This is a genomic window from Mangrovitalea sediminis (genome assembly GCF_002514725.1).
In the GTDB taxonomy this organism is placed as follows: domain Bacteria; phylum Pseudomonadota; class Gammaproteobacteria; order Pseudomonadales; family Oleiphilaceae; genus Mangrovitalea; species Mangrovitalea sediminis.
In genome coordinates this window covers 527,410-540,080 of the sequence record NZ_NTLB01000001.1, presented here as the reverse complement: position 1 = coordinate 540,080, position 12,671 = coordinate 527,410, and the positions used below count along the sequence as shown (strand labels likewise).

The following is a 12,671-nucleotide window of genomic DNA, read 5'->3' as shown; positions in this document are numbered from 1 at the left end:
CTGACACCTTTCTCCGGCATTCTCCGACGCTTTCCTAGTAGTCCAATCCACAACCAGGCTGTCTTCTCTTCTGTTGACTCAGGCGGGTGCTATGCGCTGCTGGAGAATGCGGAAGGTTCGGGTGCTGCAAGCGCGCTTCAGGCGTGACTTCAAGCGGTGGCGGCCCGCCAGAATGCGCGGCTCTCCGGCTCCCTGCATCGCCGTTGCGTTGCGGCTTCCATAAATGGCGCGGTCGGTGACAATCGCTTCCAGCGGCACATCCCAATCGGCAATGGGTAGTCGGTCCACCCGCTGGAGTTCGTGGGCGAGGCCAACAAGGCGCGGTGCGGGCTGGGCGCTGTGACGTGTAAAACCGAAGGTGCGGTCATAAAAGCCGCCTCCCATGCCGAGTCGGCCGCCATCGGCATCGAACGCAACCAGGGGTAATAGCACGACATGCAGTGCCCAGGGCGCGCAGCGTGGTGCATTGCGGTGGGCGGGTTCCGGTATGCCGAAACGGTTATGGCGTAGACGGGTGTGGCTGTCGAACCGATAGAACCAGAGCCGGTTGTGCAGTATTGGGTGCAGTACCGGAAGGTAGCAGGTTTTGCCGAGTTGCCGGGCGACCTGAATAAACGCGGTGGGATCGATTTCGCCATCGTTGGGCAGGTAGATGGCAAGCCGCCGGGCCCGTTTTAGGGCGGGTAGGCTTAACAGGTGCCGAATCAGCAGCAGGGACGCTTTTTTCTGCGCGTCCGGAGTGAGGGCTCTGCGTTGGCGGCGGATTTTTCGTCTCAGTTGCTGACGCTGGTCCTGCAGGGTGGCATCGATGGCAGAATTCGATGGCATGGTGTCCTCGGGAAAGCGCTCTCCAGACTGCCGCTGTCGGATGTGGCCCTTGAACCCTATGGTTCAAGGTGGTGGCCGCTGTGACAAATCAGGCTTTCCCCTGCATAGGAGGACATGCACACATTGCCCTGAAGTGGCCACCTTGGTGAGATGCATCGGCTCGAGGACTTATCCGCCTGGCATGCAGCCCAGAGAGTGTGGCTATTATACGGGGCATATGGGGGCAGTATGCAAACACTCTTCGTTTCAGACTGTATCCCGTCTGCCCCCGGCCTTTAAGGGAGGGCGCCGTTCAGTTGCCGGACAGCACCTGATCCAGCTTTTCATTCATGCGGCTGAGCGTGTCCGACGAGTCACTCGAAAAGGCGCTCTTCTGCAACAGTTCATGGGTAATGTTTAACGCGGCCATCACCGCAATGCGCTCAGTGCCGAAGACTTTGCCGCTGGTCCGGATTTCGCGCATCTGGCGGTCGAGATGTTTTGCGGCCCGTTCCAGTTCATCGCGTTGTTCTTCGGGGCAGGCGACAAGGTATTCCTTGTCCAGGATGTTAACTTGGACCGTTGTAGGCTGATCAGGCATCAATGTTGCTCCAGGGCGCGCAGACGACCGATCATCGCCTCGATTTTATTGCGGGCCAGATCGTTCTTCTGCAGTAGCTGCGCACGCTCACGATGCCAGTCCTCCTGCATTTGCCGCAGAGCGGCGCAATCCGCCTCCATCTGCCGATAACGTTCCAGCAGGCGATCGAGTTTCTCGGCCAGCGTTTGCAATTCAGACTGTTCCATGTGAGTTCCAACAACTTTGGCAACGTGCCAGTAACTATAATTGCGGGTCTGAGGTGGGTCAATTCGCGTGGGGCCTGTCGTGACGCTATTGCCATCAAAATGCTAGGATAGCGCATTGCCGCATAGAGATTGAGGTCCGCGTCCGCACTCATGAGTACAGCTTCCCAAACGCCGTCCGCCGCCGTTCCCCAGGATTTCGAAACCTGGGCGGATGTCTTCCTCCGTCAGGGTGCCGTCAATCATCCCAGCGAGCTGCACGGTAACCTGAGCGGCCAGTTGGCACTGGGTGCCAGACTGTCCAATGACGCCTGGCTTGCACTGGCGGCAGAGCACATGGGCTCTGAACAGGTCGCCGCCATGCAGGAAGAGGATGCCGATCTGCGCGACTTCCTGATGAATGCCTACGAACAGACTTTACTGGCGATGAATTCGCCGGACATGAGTTTTATGCCCCTGTTGCCTGATGATGAGTATGGACTGAGCGAGCGCCTGGTGGCCCTGGGGGCATGGGTGAGGGGGTTTCTGGAAGGCATGGCGCTGGTTGGCAGCCGCCAACTGGGTGAGTCTTCGCCTGAAATCCGTGAAATCATTCGGGATTTCGTGGCCATCAGTCAGGTCGACGCCGACGAAGACGACGCCGAAGAGGATGAGCTGCAACTGGCGGAAGTGATCGAGTTTGTTCGCGTGGGTGTATTGACGGTCTTTACCGAATTCAACACCGCGCCCGCAGCTGAAACCCTGCATTGATTGTTTTGTCAGCTGGCGGGGCATTTGATTCCCTGTTCCGAGGAACTCCTGCATGACTATTCCGGTTCGTGAATTTGCGCATCGACGCCAAGCCCTGATCGAACAGATGGCGTCGGAGAGCATTGCGATTCTGCCGGCGGCTCCTGAACGTACCCGTAATCGGGACGTACATTATCCCTTCCGGCAGGACAGCGATTTCCAATACCTGACCGGCTTCGAAGAGGCCGATGCGGTGTTGGTGTTGATCCCGGGGCGCGAGCACGGGGAGTCTGTGCTGTTCTGTCGGGAGCGGGATCCCGAGAAGGAGCGCTGGGACGGCTTTCTGGTTGGGCCGGAAGGTGCGGTCGAGCGGTATGGCTTCGATGATGCCTTTCCGATCGATGATATCGACGAAATCCTGCCGGGTATGATCGAGGGCAAGAGTCGGGTTTATTATTCCATGGGCCTGGATGCCCAGTTCGATGCCCATGTCATGGAGTGGATCAATGTGATCCGCAGCAAGGTCCGCAGTGGTGCTCAGCCTCCAGGGGAATTTATCGCCCTTGAACATTTTCTGCATGACATGCGCCTGTATAAGAGTGCGGCCGAGATCAAGGTGATGGAGCAGGCGGCGCGTATCAGCGCAGAGGCTCATTGTCGTGCCATGCAGATCTGCCGGCCGGGAATGTTTGAGTACCAGCTCGAGGCCGAATTGGTGCATGGTTTCATGCGGCACGGTTCGCGGGCGCCTGCCTATCCGTCGATCGTCGGTGGCGGGGATAATGCCTGCATTCTGCACTACATCGACAATAACCAGCCGCTCAAAGACGGGGATCTGGTGTTGATCGATGCCGGTTGCGAGCTGGAAAACTACGCGTCCGATATCACCCGCACTTTTCCGGTTAACGGCAAGTTCTCCCCTGAGCAGAAGGCCATCTACGAAATCGTTCTGGCGTCGCAGGCAGCGGCAATCGATGCCGTGCGGCCGGGTAATCACTGGAACCAGCCGCATGAAGCAGCGGTGAAAGTCCTGTGCCAGGGGTTGATCGACCTGGGTATCCTGAAAGGGACCCTCGACGAGGTTCTTGAGACGGAAAGCTATAAGTCCTATTACATGCACCGTACCGGTCACTGGCTGGGTATGGATGTGCATGATGTCGGGGACTACAAGGTGGGCGGCGCCTGGCGGGTCTTGGAGCCGGGCATGGTGCTGACCGTGGAACCCGGTCTGTATATTTCGCCGAATGCCGAAGAGGTTGACCCGCGTTGGCGTGGTATCGGTATCCGTATTGAGGATGACGTTACCGTGACCCGCGACGGCTGCCGCGTATTGACAGACGGCGTGCCGAAAACGGTTGAGGCGATCGAAGCGTTGATGGCCGGAGCCTGAACGGCGCCGGTTGGGGGTCTGATACCTGTCCACGAAGGCCGACAATGAAGACAAGTCATGATGTGGTGATCGCCGGCGGTGGCCTTGCCGGCGCGACGCTGGCGCTGATCCTGCGCCGCTGGGTGCCTGGTCTGCGGGTGGCCGTCGTCGAGCGCTTTCCGCTCCCGGAGACGCACGATACGGCGACCTACCAGCCCAGTTATGATGCGCGCTCCACGGCTCTGGCCTGGGGCACTGCGCAGATATTCGAGAGTCTGGGATTGTGGGCGGAGATGTCCCGGCACGCCACACCGATTCGCCATATCCATGTGTCCGAGCGTGCGCGCTTTGGCGCGACCCGCCTGCACGCCGAGGAACATCAGCAACCCGCCCTTGGATTTGTCGCCGACAACCGCTGGCTGGGGCAGTGCCTGACGGCAGCCCTGCGTGCGGATAGCGCTATCAGTTGGATCAGTCCTGCGGACGTGGCGTCTGTGCATGTCGACGCCGACAGCGCCCTGATAGGGCTGGATGGCGAATCGCCAGAGGCGGAACTCAGGGCATCGTTGCTGGTGGTCGCCGATGGTGGGCGTTCCGGCCTGCGGGAGCGATTGGGGTTCAGCGTGTCGGTGAGCGACTATCGCCAGCATGCCCTTATTGCCAATATCAGCACGTCCAAACCCCATGATTTTGTGGCCTACGAACGCTTTACCGATCGTGGCCCCCTGGCGCTGTTGCCTCGAGGCAATCCGGAGCGTGCGGAAGGGCGGGCCGCGCTGGTCTGGACGTTGACGGAAGCCGAAGTCGCCGACATTCAACCGCTGCCGGACGCGGCGTTCCTGTCGCAACTCCAGGCCCGCTTTGGCTGGCGCTTGGGACGTTTTACGCAGGTTGGCGAACGGCATGTCTATCCGTTGTCGCTGAGTCTGGTTCAGCAACCCATTCGCCCGCGTGTCGTACTGGTCGGCAATGCTGCCCAGTCTCTGCACCCGGTCGCCGGGCAGGGTTTCAATCTGGCGATTCGCGGCCTGGTAGGGCTGGCCGAAACCCTGCGCGATGCGGTCTCCAGGGAAGAGGATATCGGCGGCCTGTCTGTGCTGGAGCGGTATGTGCAGGCGCAGGAGCCGGATCGCCAGCGCATCATCGGCTTGTCCGACGGGTTGATTCGTCTGTTTGGCGACCGCTCCGGCCCCCTGGAAATGGCCCGCGACGCCGGATTGGTGGCAATGGACCTGATGCCGGGGCTGCGCCATTGGTTTACCCGTTACGCGATGGGCATCGGCGGTCGCCGTCCGGTGCCGCCACCAAGGAAACCGGAGCATGTTTGAAGTGACCCAAGCCACACCGTCGTCTGCCGATATCGTCGTTGTGGGTGGCGGTATGGTCGGTGCCGCACTCGCATTGGCCCTGTCGCCGCTGGATGTGAAGGTGCTCCTGCTGGAAGGACAGGCTTTAAGTGAGGCACCCCGTGACATGCCGGCTTTGCCGGATGTGGGGTGCTTCGAGCGTCGAGTGAGCGCCATCAGCCCCGCCAGCCAGCGTGTCCTGGCACGACTGGGCGCCTGGAATCTGATCCCCCCGGCCCACCTGGGGACCTATACGCGCATGTACGTGTGGGATGCTGAAGGGACCGGTGAGATTCATTTCGACGCGGCTGATATGGGTGCGTCGAGTCTGGGGCATATCATCGAAAACCGGCTGATTACCGATGCCTTGTATGCCGCCCTGCGCAAGAGTCCTGTCGAAGTGCGTGACGGGGTAACGGTGACGGGCTGGCAGGCGCTGGATGGACGCTCGGTATTGTCGTTGGCCGACGGCTCCCGTGTCGAAGCCGGTCTGGTGGTGGCTGCGGACGGCGCACGCTCGCCGCTGCGGCAATGGGCCGGGCTACCGATCCGCGAGTGGGATTATGGTCAGCGGGCCATTGTGGCCACGGTACAAACCGCAAAACCCCATAATTGTACGGCGTGGCAGCGTTTCACGCAGACAGGGCCGCTGGCGTTCCTGCCGCTTGCGGACGGGCAGGGCGGGGAGCACTTCCTTTCCATCGTCTGGTCACAGGACACCCAGGAAGCGGAGCGCTTGATGGGGCTGGATGACACTCAATTCCGCCGAGAGCTGGGTGCTGCTTTCGAACAACGTCTGGGCGATATCCAGGCGGTTTCGATGCGTCAGGCGTTTCCGCTTCGACAGTGTCATGCCAAGGCCTATGTGCGGCAGGGGCTGGCGCTGGTGGGAGATGCGGCGCATGCGATCCATCCGCTGGCGGGCCAGGGTGTCAATCTGGGCTTCGCCGATGTGGAGGTGTTGGCCGAGGAAGTGGAGCGCGCGTTGAAGCGGCATCTGGCGCCGGGGGATATCTCGGTCCTGCAGCGCTATCAGCGCCGTCGGCGGGGCGAGAATCTGGCGATGATGGCGGCGATGGAAGGCTTCAAGCAGCTATTTGGCCGGGATGAACTGTTGCCGCGCTGGTTGCGTAACACAGGGATGCGCTGGATGGATGGGCAAGCAGCGCTGAAGCGACGCATCGCGAGTCAGGCCATGGGGCTGGCGCTCTGATCAAACGGTACTGTCAAACAGGCGTGTCAGCAGGACCGGTACGGCGGTTTCCACGCGAAGGATGCGCGGCCCCAGGTGTACCGGCTCAAAGCCTGTCTCGATCAGTTTTTCCACTTCATAGGGAATAAAGCCGCCTTCGGGTCCGATGCACAGGGTGACCGGCGTATCGACATGTGTCGGGCACGCGGTGCCTGTGCCGGGATGGGCGACCAGTTTGCGGCTACCGCTGGCAATCGCCGGCAGCTCGTCCTCGACGAAAGGTTTGAAGCGCTTGCATAGGGTCACTTGGGGCAGCCTGGTATCCATGCCCTGCTCCAGGCCCAGGATCAGATTTTCCTGCAGTTTTTCCTCACCCAGCCATGGGCTTTGCCAGAAACTCTTTTCCACCTTGTAACTGTTGATCAGGTACAGTCGCTTCACGCCCATCGTGGCGCAGTTCTGAATGACGCGCTTGAGCATTTTGGGGCGGGGCAGCGCCAGTATCAGTGTTACCGGTAGCGGCTGGGGCGGTTCCCTGTCGAGATGCACCCTTAGCTCCGCCTCTTCATCGGTGAGACGTAAAAGCTCGCCGGTTCCCATCAGTCCGTTGAGACGCCCCACCGGCAGCCTGTGGCCGGGTTGCGCCTGAATCACCTCATCCAGATGCAGCCGTCGGCGCCCTCGCAGGAGGACGCGATCGTCAGCGATGAAGTCTTCATCCAGAAGCAGCGCCAGGTTCATGCCGATTCGTCGGCTGTGTCCGCCTTATGTCGCTTCATCTGGCGCTCGACCAGGCGGCCGAACAGGACGCCGGTTTCGAACAGCATCCACATGGGAACAGCGAGTAGCGACTGGGAAAAGATGTCCGGGGGCGTCAGCAGCATGCCGACCACAAAACAGCCGACGATGATGTAAGGGCGCTTTTGACTCAAGGCGGCAACATTGGTTACGCCGATGATGATAAGCAGGATGGTGGCGACCGGTATTTCGAAGGCGACACCAAAGGCAAAGAACATCTTCAGCACGAAATCCAGGTAGGCCGTGATGTCGGTCATCACCGCCACACCTTGCGGCGCGACCGAGGTGAAGAAGCCGAAAACGATCGGGAAGACAACGAAGTAGGCAAATACCACGCCGAGGTAGAACAGGAAAATGGATGATACCAGCAGCGGCATTGCGATGCGTTTTTCGTGTTTATAGAGGCCTGGCGCGATAAAGCTCCACACCTGATAAAGCAGATAGGGAATCGACAGGAAGACGGCGATCACCATGGTCAGCTTCAGTGGCGCGAAGAAGGGGGAAGCCACTTGGGTGGCAATCATCGACGAGCCTTTCGGCAGATAGACGCGTAGGGGTTCGGAAATCCAGCTGTAGATGCGGTTGTCGAACGGATACAACACCAGGAACGCCACCAGGATGACGGCGACAGAGCGTAACAGGCGGCTGCGCAGTTCGATCAGATGATCGATCAGCGGCATGTCGCTGCCCTGGTTTTCCTCGGTGGTGGCCTGTGGGTCGGGCGACGCGCCCTGTGGATCATCGGAGCGCTCGCGCTCATGCGGGTCTGTCATGGTGATGACTGCTGCTCACTGTTTATCGGAAGCGGCCGGGGTATCTGCCCTAGCCGTTGTCGCAGCCTCTGCGGCTTCCCGCGAGGCGGCGGTACTCTCGGCTGATGGCGCTTCAGGGGCGGTCGAGTCGGTCGCCTTGTCCGGCAGGATCATATGTTCGTATTGGCGGGCTTCGTCCATGGCGCTGTTGACCGTGCGCTGAATGTCGTCCAGGCCAACCTCGCCGCCCTCCTTGCGGATACGCTCGCGCAGTTCGTCGGCCTTCAACTGACGGTCCAGCTCGTCGCTGAACTGGCGTACCATGCGCCGGGCGCGACCGACCCAGCGCCCGGCGGTTCGGGCTGCGGCGGGAAGGCGCTCCGGGCCGAGCACAATGAGTGCAATCACAGCACAGACCACCAGTTCGGGAAATCCGATATCAAACATGCGTGCGAAACCGCCCTAATCCCCGTGGATAACGAGAGTGTTGGTGAGCGGGACGAGCGGCAGCAAGCCGCCGCCACTCATTGATGCTGCTTTTCTTCCTGCTTTTCAGCAACCTTTTCGGCTTTGCTGTCTTCCAGCTGCTTGGCCGGTTCGGCAGGCTTGTCACTCTCGTCACTCATGGCTTTCTTGAAGCCCTTGACGGCGCCGCCGAGGTCACTGCCGATATTGCGCAGCTTGTTGGTTCCGAACAGCACCACAACGATGCCGAGAATGATAAGAAGTTGCCAGATGCTAATGCCACCCATACTGAAAGCCCTCCAGGCGGTCGGTCTGTGTCGTCTGTCGCGCATACCGTGATATGCGACTCAGACAGTTATTGTACTCTACTCTTGCTGTTTACCAGCGACTCTTGCTCAGGGTCAATCTGATCGATCCCTGACTGTCCGTGTCGCTGTTTCGTAACATGTTGATTACCAAAGGCATTTTGCCGTTGGTGGGATCAGGCATCCTGGTCCGGTTTTGCGGATCGGGCGGCCTTTTCATCGAGTCCGGACAGGTTGAAGCGCCGTTCGAGTTCTGCCAGAACGGCTTCCGGTCCTTCCCCAAGGTGTGACAACATCACCAGGCTATGAAACCAGAGGTCTGCCGTCTCGTAAATCAGGTCCTGCTTGTCGCCACTGATGGCGGCATCCTTGGCGGCGATGATGGTCTCGGTGCACTCTTCGCCGACCTTTTCCAGAATCTTGTTCAGCCCCTTGTGATGCAGGGAGGCCACATAAGAAGTTTCAGGGCTCGCCTGGCGGCGCTGTTCCAGCGTTTCAGCCAATGCGCGCAGGACATCATTCGCCATGGTTGCCATCCTTCTTTGGGGGCTGTATGTCGCCATAAATGGCTTCGGGATCCTTGATCACGGGATCGACGGTTTGCCACTGGCCCTTCTCCAGGCGGCGGAACATGCAACTCCTTCGTCCTGTATGACAGGCGATACCCCCGATCTGTTCCACTCGCATCAGAATAACGTCGCCATCGCAGTCTAGACGAATTTCATGGAGGCGCTGCATGTGCCCCGAACTTTCGCCTTTGCGCCAGAGTCGGGCCCGGGAACGGGACCAGTACACGGCCTGTCCCTCTTTAACGGTGAGTGCCAGCGACTCCCGGTTCATCCAGGCGACCATCAGGACTTCGCCGGTGTCGGCATCCTGGGCGATAGCGGGTACCAGGCCGTTGGCATCCCAGGCGACTTCATCGAGCCAGGTATTATCGTTGTTTACCGCTGTATCAGTCGTGTTCATAGTAATCCGGTAGCGAGTCATTCACGTGACGGAAATTCAGGAGTCCGTGCGACGGGGCAGTATCAGATAGATGCCGATGGCTGCCAAGAGCCAACTTTGCAAAGGCAATTGCTGCAACCAGCTCAGGGTGGCCTGATCGCTGCCCAGCCAGGCAGCCACGAAACACAGTGTCGCGATCCAGTAGCGGCGACGTCCGCTCTCGTTGCGGCGCAAGTCCTGTCGCAGGCGGCTGATGCCCGACTCCTGACTTTGATTGAAGCGGTCCAGGGCGCGCAATTGTCCGATAGCATCATGTAGCATCTGCGGCATTTCCGGTGCCTGTTCCAGCCAGGTCGGCAATTGTTGCTCGAAGGCCTTGAACAGGCCTTGAGGGCCGATCCGGCGCTTCATCCAGTTTTCCAGGAAAGGATGAGCGGTTTGCCAGAGATCGAGGTCAGGATACAACTGGCGTCCCAGCCCCTCCACATTCAACAGGGTTTTCTGCAGGAGTACCAACTGCGGCTGCACCGTCATGTCAAAACGGCGAGCGGTCTGGAACAGGCGGAGCAGGAACTGCCCAAAGGATATGTCCCGCAGCGGCTTTTCGAAAATCGGCTCGCACACGGTACGTATCGCAGCCTCGAATTCATTCACACGGGTGGTTGCAGGTACCCAGCCGGACTGGATGTGCAAAACCGCCACCTGCCGGTAATCGCGCTTGAAGAAGGCGAGCAGGTTGCGGGCCAGATAGGACTGATCTTCTGGCGTCAGGGTGCCGACAATGCCGAAGTCGATGGCGATATAGCGGGGATCCTGCGGGTTTTCGGCGTTAACGAAGATGTTGCCGGGATGCATGTCCGCATGGAAAAAGCTGTCCCGGAAGACCTGCGTAAAGAAAATCTCCACACCTTTTTCCGCGAGCACCTTGAGGTTGACGCCTGCGGCGTTGAGGGCCTCCACATCGGCGACGGGGATGCCGTGGATGCGCTCCATTACCAGGACGCGTGCACTGATGTAATCCCAGAAGACTTCGGGGATATAGATCAGGCTGGACTGGTCGAAATTGCGCCGCAACTGACTGGCGTTGGCGGCCTCACGTTGCAGATCCAGTTCATCGAAAATGGTCTGCTCATAATCGGATACGACCTCCACCGGGCGCAGGCGATGGCCATCTTCCCAGTAGCGTTGCAGCAGTTCCGCCATCAGGTACATCAGGGCGATATCCTGGCGGATGGTCTTGTCGATACCGGGCCGTATTACCTTGACGACGACTTCCTGTCCTCCTGGCAACCGGGCGGCATGGACCTGGGCGACCGAGGCCGACGCCATGGGTTCGGCCTCGAAATAGTCGAACAATTCGGTGACCGGGGCGCGCAGGTCCCGCTCGACGATGGCGCGTGCCTGATCGCCGGGGAAAGGCGGCACCTGATCCTGCAACTGGCGCAGCGCATTGGCAATGTCGTCGGGCATCAGGTCGCGGCGTGTGGAGAGTAACTGGCCGAACTTGATGAAAATCGGGCCGAGCTCTTCCAGTGCCATTCGCAAGCGTTCGCCGCGTGTCAGGCGGGGGCGCGGAAACAGGTGCCAGGGCGCCAGCCAGAGCAGTATTTTAAGCGGGAGTGGCAGGCGGACCAGATGGAGGAATTCATCGAGGCGGTAGCGGCAAACGACAAAACCGATCCTGAACAAACGCAACAGGCGACTCACTGCGAGTTGGACTCCGGTGTTGGCGGGATGGGAAAAACGCGGGTTTTGACGGCGTCGATGCGGGCGGCGATGCGGTCCACAGCCAGTCTCAACGTGTCGATGTCTTCGAATTGGGCATCGGCTTCCAGGCGTGCCGGCAGCGCCTGGCTTTCCTCTTGCAGGTACTCTTCCAGGTTGGCCGTGAGCGATGCCTGTGCCTGCCGGGTCCAGCGCAATGCGTGGCGAACCCGCTGGCCGATGAAATGCGCAGGCAGGTCGCCCAGGTGCCGGGCAAGCTCGCCCTCCCAGTCGAGGTCCAGCGCCATGACGGATGTTTGCAGGCCTTGCGCCAGGGCAACGTCACCGGTCACCCGCAGGCGGCCGTCATGGAAAACGCTTTGTTCTCCGGTCAGAAGTGCCGCAAAGGCGAGTGGACTGCCGGCCAGCTCGAGCGCGGCATCCTCGGCAGGCTCCGTGCTGACACCAATGCGCTCGCCCCGGGCGCTGACGCTGATATCCCAGCCCGGTGGGTCCAGCCGGACCGTAACGGCGCGATCGAGCTGTGCCAGCAGCGCCTGGCTGCCGGCAGAATCCAGGCGCAACACCTGATTCAGCACCGTCTCGACGACGCTGCTGAAGGTGGCACGAAGGGTTGGGCCCGGACCCATCAGGGTTTGACCCCGGCATGCAGGGCGACAATGCCGCCGGTCATGTTGTGGTACTTGCAGTTGACCAATCCGGCGTCCCCCATCATCTGCTTCAGGGTTTCCTGGTCCGGGTGCATGCGAATCGATTCGGCCAGGTATTTGTAGCTCTCGCTGTCACCGGCGAAAAGCTTGCCCATCATGGGGAGTGCAGTGAACGAGTACAGGTCGTAGGCCCGGCTCAGCATGGGGATCGTGGGCTTCGAGAACTCCAGGACCAGCAGCTTGCCGCCCGGCTTGAGCACTCGCGTCATTTCCCTCAGGGCCTGGTCCTTGTCGGTGACGTTACGCAGGCCGAAGGCGATGCTGACCACGTTGAAGCTGCTGTCGGGAAAGGGCAGGTGTTCCGCATCGGCCTGGACGTATTCGATATTGCCGGCGTAACCCTCGTCGATCAGGCGGCTGCGTCCGACCTTGAGCATGGAGTCGTTGATGTCGGCCAGCACGACCTCGCCTGTATCGCCGACGAGCTCGGAAAATCGCTTGGTCAGGTCACCGGTACCGCCGGCGATATCCAGCACGCGATGCCCTTTGCGAACGCCGCTGAGTTCGATGGTGAAACGCTTCCAGAGACGATGAATCCCCATGGACATCAGGTCATTCATCAGATCGTATTTTCCGGCGACCGAATGGAAGACATCGGCCACGCGCTTGGCCTTTTCGTCGACCGGTACCTGACGGTAACCGAAGTGGGTCGTGCCGGCCGGCTTGTCGGATGTCTCCGGGTGTGGCTGATCGCTCATGATGTGCGTCCCGCTGGTTAGGC

The 12,671-nt window shown here is 60.3% G+C and carries 16 protein-coding genes and 1 other RNA gene; 4 read left to right on the top strand and 13 right to left on the bottom strand.

The window, feature by feature from the left end; translation table 11 throughout:
• Nucleotides 1-78: 78 nt before the first annotated feature.
• From CLR77_RS02615 to CLR77_RS02600, 4 genes are all read right to left on the bottom strand, one after another.
• Nucleotides 79-828, bottom strand: a complete 750-nt coding sequence (locus CLR77_RS02615; protein WP_097459658.1) for a 5-formyltetrahydrofolate cyclo-ligase — start codon at nucleotides 826-828, stop codon at nucleotides 79-81.
• 15 nt (nucleotides 829-843) lie between these two features.
• Nucleotides 844-1,026: non-coding RNA, 6S RNA (gene ssrS / locus CLR77_RS02610), on the bottom strand.
• A gap of 94 nt (nucleotides 1,027-1,120) precedes the next feature.
• Nucleotides 1,121-1,408 (bottom strand): cell division protein ZapA, encoded by a 288-nt coding sequence (locus tag CLR77_RS02605; RefSeq protein WP_097459018.1) that lies wholly within the window; start codon nucleotides 1,406-1,408, stop codon nucleotides 1,121-1,123.
• Entirely contained in the window at nucleotides 1,408-1,614 is a 207-nt protein-coding gene (locus CLR77_RS02600) for a TIGR02449 family protein (protein ID WP_097459017.1), read from the bottom strand. The genes CLR77_RS02605 and CLR77_RS02600 overlap by 1 nt, the downstream gene beginning before the upstream one ends.
• A gap of 150 nt (nucleotides 1,615-1,764) precedes the next feature.
• On the opposite strand from CLR77_RS02600, the gene CLR77_RS02595 reads away from it, so the two are divergent.
• Genes CLR77_RS02595 through CLR77_RS02580 form a run of 4 tightly spaced genes read left to right on the top strand, consistent with a single transcriptional unit; the run spans nucleotide 1,765 to nucleotide 6,268 of the window.
• Nucleotides 1,765-2,361 carry a UPF0149 family protein gene (locus tag CLR77_RS02595; protein ID WP_097459016.1) on the top strand — a complete coding sequence of 199 codons (597 nt, stop codon included), beginning with the start codon at nucleotides 1,765-1,767 and terminating at the stop codon, nucleotides 2,359-2,361.
• A gap of 52 nt (nucleotides 2,362-2,413) precedes the next feature.
• A complete protein-coding gene (gene pepP, locus CLR77_RS02590; RefSeq protein WP_097459015.1) occupies nucleotides 2,414-3,730 on the top strand; it encodes a Xaa-Pro aminopeptidase in 1,317 nt (438 codons plus the stop codon).
• Between the two features lie 44 nt (nucleotides 3,731-3,774).
• Entirely contained in the window at nucleotides 3,775-5,037 is a 1,263-nt protein-coding gene (gene ubiH / locus CLR77_RS02585; protein ID WP_097459014.1) for a 2-octaprenyl-6-methoxyphenyl hydroxylase, read from the top strand.
• Nucleotides 5,030-6,268 (top strand): UbiH/UbiF/VisC/COQ6 family ubiquinone biosynthesis hydroxylase, encoded by a 1,239-nt coding sequence (locus CLR77_RS02580; protein ID WP_097459013.1) that lies wholly within the window; start codon nucleotides 5,030-5,032, stop codon nucleotides 6,266-6,268. The genes ubiH and CLR77_RS02580 overlap by 8 nt, the downstream gene beginning before the upstream one ends.
• Here CLR77_RS02580 and CLR77_RS02575 read toward each other — a convergent pair whose 3' ends face one another.
• The 9 genes from CLR77_RS02575 to ubiE form a co-directional block, all read right to left on the bottom strand.
• Entirely contained in the window at nucleotides 6,269-6,988 is a 720-nt protein-coding gene (locus tag CLR77_RS02575; protein WP_097459012.1) for a 16S rRNA (uracil(1498)-N(3))-methyltransferase, read from the bottom strand. It lies immediately after the preceding gene.
• Nucleotides 6,985-7,725: a twin-arginine translocase subunit TatC gene (tatC, locus tag CLR77_RS02570; protein ID WP_097459657.1), complete on the bottom strand. Its 741-nt coding sequence runs from the start codon at nucleotides 7,723-7,725 to the stop codon at nucleotides 6,985-6,987. The genes CLR77_RS02575 and tatC overlap by 4 nt, the downstream gene beginning before the upstream one ends.
• 108 nt (nucleotides 7,726-7,833) lie before the next feature.
• On the bottom strand, nucleotides 7,834-8,244 hold the full coding sequence (gene tatB, locus CLR77_RS02565) for a Sec-independent protein translocase protein TatB (RefSeq protein ID WP_097459011.1): 411 nt from the start codon (nucleotides 8,242-8,244) through the stop codon (nucleotides 7,834-7,836).
• Between the two features lie 77 nt (nucleotides 8,245-8,321).
• Nucleotides 8,322-8,549, bottom strand: coding sequence for a Sec-independent protein translocase subunit TatA (tatA, locus tag CLR77_RS02560; protein WP_097459010.1), 228 nt, complete (start codon nucleotides 8,547-8,549; stop codon nucleotides 8,322-8,324).
• Between the two features lie 194 nt (nucleotides 8,550-8,743).
• Nucleotides 8,744-9,094: a phosphoribosyl-ATP diphosphatase gene (locus tag CLR77_RS02555; protein WP_097459009.1), complete on the bottom strand. Its 351-nt coding sequence runs from the start codon at nucleotides 9,092-9,094 to the stop codon at nucleotides 8,744-8,746.
• On the bottom strand, nucleotides 9,084-9,536 hold the full coding sequence (hisI, locus tag CLR77_RS02550) for a phosphoribosyl-AMP cyclohydrolase (protein ID WP_097459008.1): 453 nt from the start codon (nucleotides 9,534-9,536) through the stop codon (nucleotides 9,084-9,086). The genes CLR77_RS02555 and hisI overlap by 11 nt, the downstream gene beginning before the upstream one ends.
• Before the next feature lie 36 nt (nucleotides 9,537-9,572).
• On the bottom strand, nucleotides 9,573-11,222 hold the full coding sequence (gene ubiB, locus CLR77_RS02545; protein ID WP_097459007.1) for a ubiquinone biosynthesis regulatory protein kinase UbiB: 1,650 nt from the start codon (nucleotides 11,220-11,222) through the stop codon (nucleotides 9,573-9,575).
• Nucleotides 11,219-11,869, bottom strand: a complete 651-nt coding sequence (locus CLR77_RS02540) for a ubiquinone biosynthesis accessory factor UbiJ (protein ID WP_097459006.1) — start codon at nucleotides 11,867-11,869, stop codon at nucleotides 11,219-11,221. Before CLR77_RS02540 ends, ubiB begins: the two co-directional genes overlap by 4 nt.
• Nucleotides 11,869-12,648, bottom strand: coding sequence for a bifunctional demethylmenaquinone methyltransferase/2-methoxy-6-polyprenyl-1,4-benzoquinol methylase UbiE (gene ubiE / locus CLR77_RS02535; RefSeq protein ID WP_097459005.1), 780 nt, complete (start codon nucleotides 12,646-12,648; stop codon nucleotides 11,869-11,871). The genes CLR77_RS02540 and ubiE overlap by 1 nt, the downstream gene beginning before the upstream one ends.
• Nucleotides 12,649-12,671: the final 23 nt, after the last annotated feature.

What these genes read in the sequence shown, in the direction of transcription:
- CLR77_RS02615 (WP_097459658.1), bottom strand. Translation starts at nt 828, where the DNA reads ATGCCATCGAATTCTGCCATCGATGCCACCCTGCAGGACCAGCGTCAG.
- CLR77_RS02605 (WP_097459018.1), bottom strand. Translation starts at nt 1,408, where the DNA reads ATGCCTGATCAGCCTACAACGGTCCAAGTTAACATCCTGGACAAGGAA.
- CLR77_RS02600 (WP_097459017.1), bottom strand. Translation starts at nt 1,614, where the DNA reads ATGGAACAGTCTGAATTGCAAACGCTGGCCGAGAAACTCGATCGCCTG.
- CLR77_RS02595 (WP_097459016.1), top strand. Translation starts at nt 1,765, where the DNA reads ATGAGTACAGCTTCCCAAACGCCGTCCGCCGCCGTTCCCCAGGATTTC.
- pepP (WP_097459015.1), top strand. Translation starts at nt 2,414, where the DNA reads ATGACTATTCCGGTTCGTGAATTTGCGCATCGACGCCAAGCCCTGATC.
- ubiH (WP_097459014.1), top strand. Translation starts at nt 3,775, where the DNA reads ATGAAGACAAGTCATGATGTGGTGATCGCCGGCGGTGGCCTTGCCGGC.
- CLR77_RS02580 (WP_097459013.1), top strand. Translation starts at nt 5,030, where the DNA reads ATGTTTGAAGTGACCCAAGCCACACCGTCGTCTGCCGATATCGTCGTT.
- CLR77_RS02575 (WP_097459012.1), bottom strand. Translation starts at nt 6,988, where the DNA reads ATGAACCTGGCGCTGCTTCTGGATGAAGACTTCATCGCTGACGATCGC.
- tatC (WP_097459657.1), bottom strand. Translation starts at nt 7,725, where the DNA reads ATGCCGCTGATCGATCATCTGATCGAACTGCGCAGCCGCCTGTTACGC.
- tatB (WP_097459011.1), bottom strand. Translation starts at nt 8,244, where the DNA reads ATGTTTGATATCGGATTTCCCGAACTGGTGGTCTGTGCTGTGATTGCA.
- tatA (WP_097459010.1), bottom strand. Translation starts at nt 8,549, where the DNA reads ATGGGTGGCATTAGCATCTGGCAACTTCTTATCATTCTCGGCATCGTT.
- CLR77_RS02555 (WP_097459009.1), bottom strand. Translation starts at nt 9,094, where the DNA reads ATGGCGAATGATGTCCTGCGCGCATTGGCTGAAACGCTGGAACAGCGC.
- hisI (WP_097459008.1), bottom strand. Translation starts at nt 9,536, where the DNA reads ATGAACACGACTGATACAGCGGTAAACAACGATAATACCTGGCTCGAT.
- CLR77_RS02540 (WP_097459006.1), bottom strand. Translation starts at nt 11,869, where the DNA reads ATGGGTCCGGGCCCAACCCTTCGTGCCACCTTCAGCAGCGTCGTCGAG.
- ubiE (WP_097459005.1), bottom strand. Translation starts at nt 12,648, where the DNA reads ATGAGCGATCAGCCACACCCGGAGACATCCGACAAGCCGGCCGGCACG.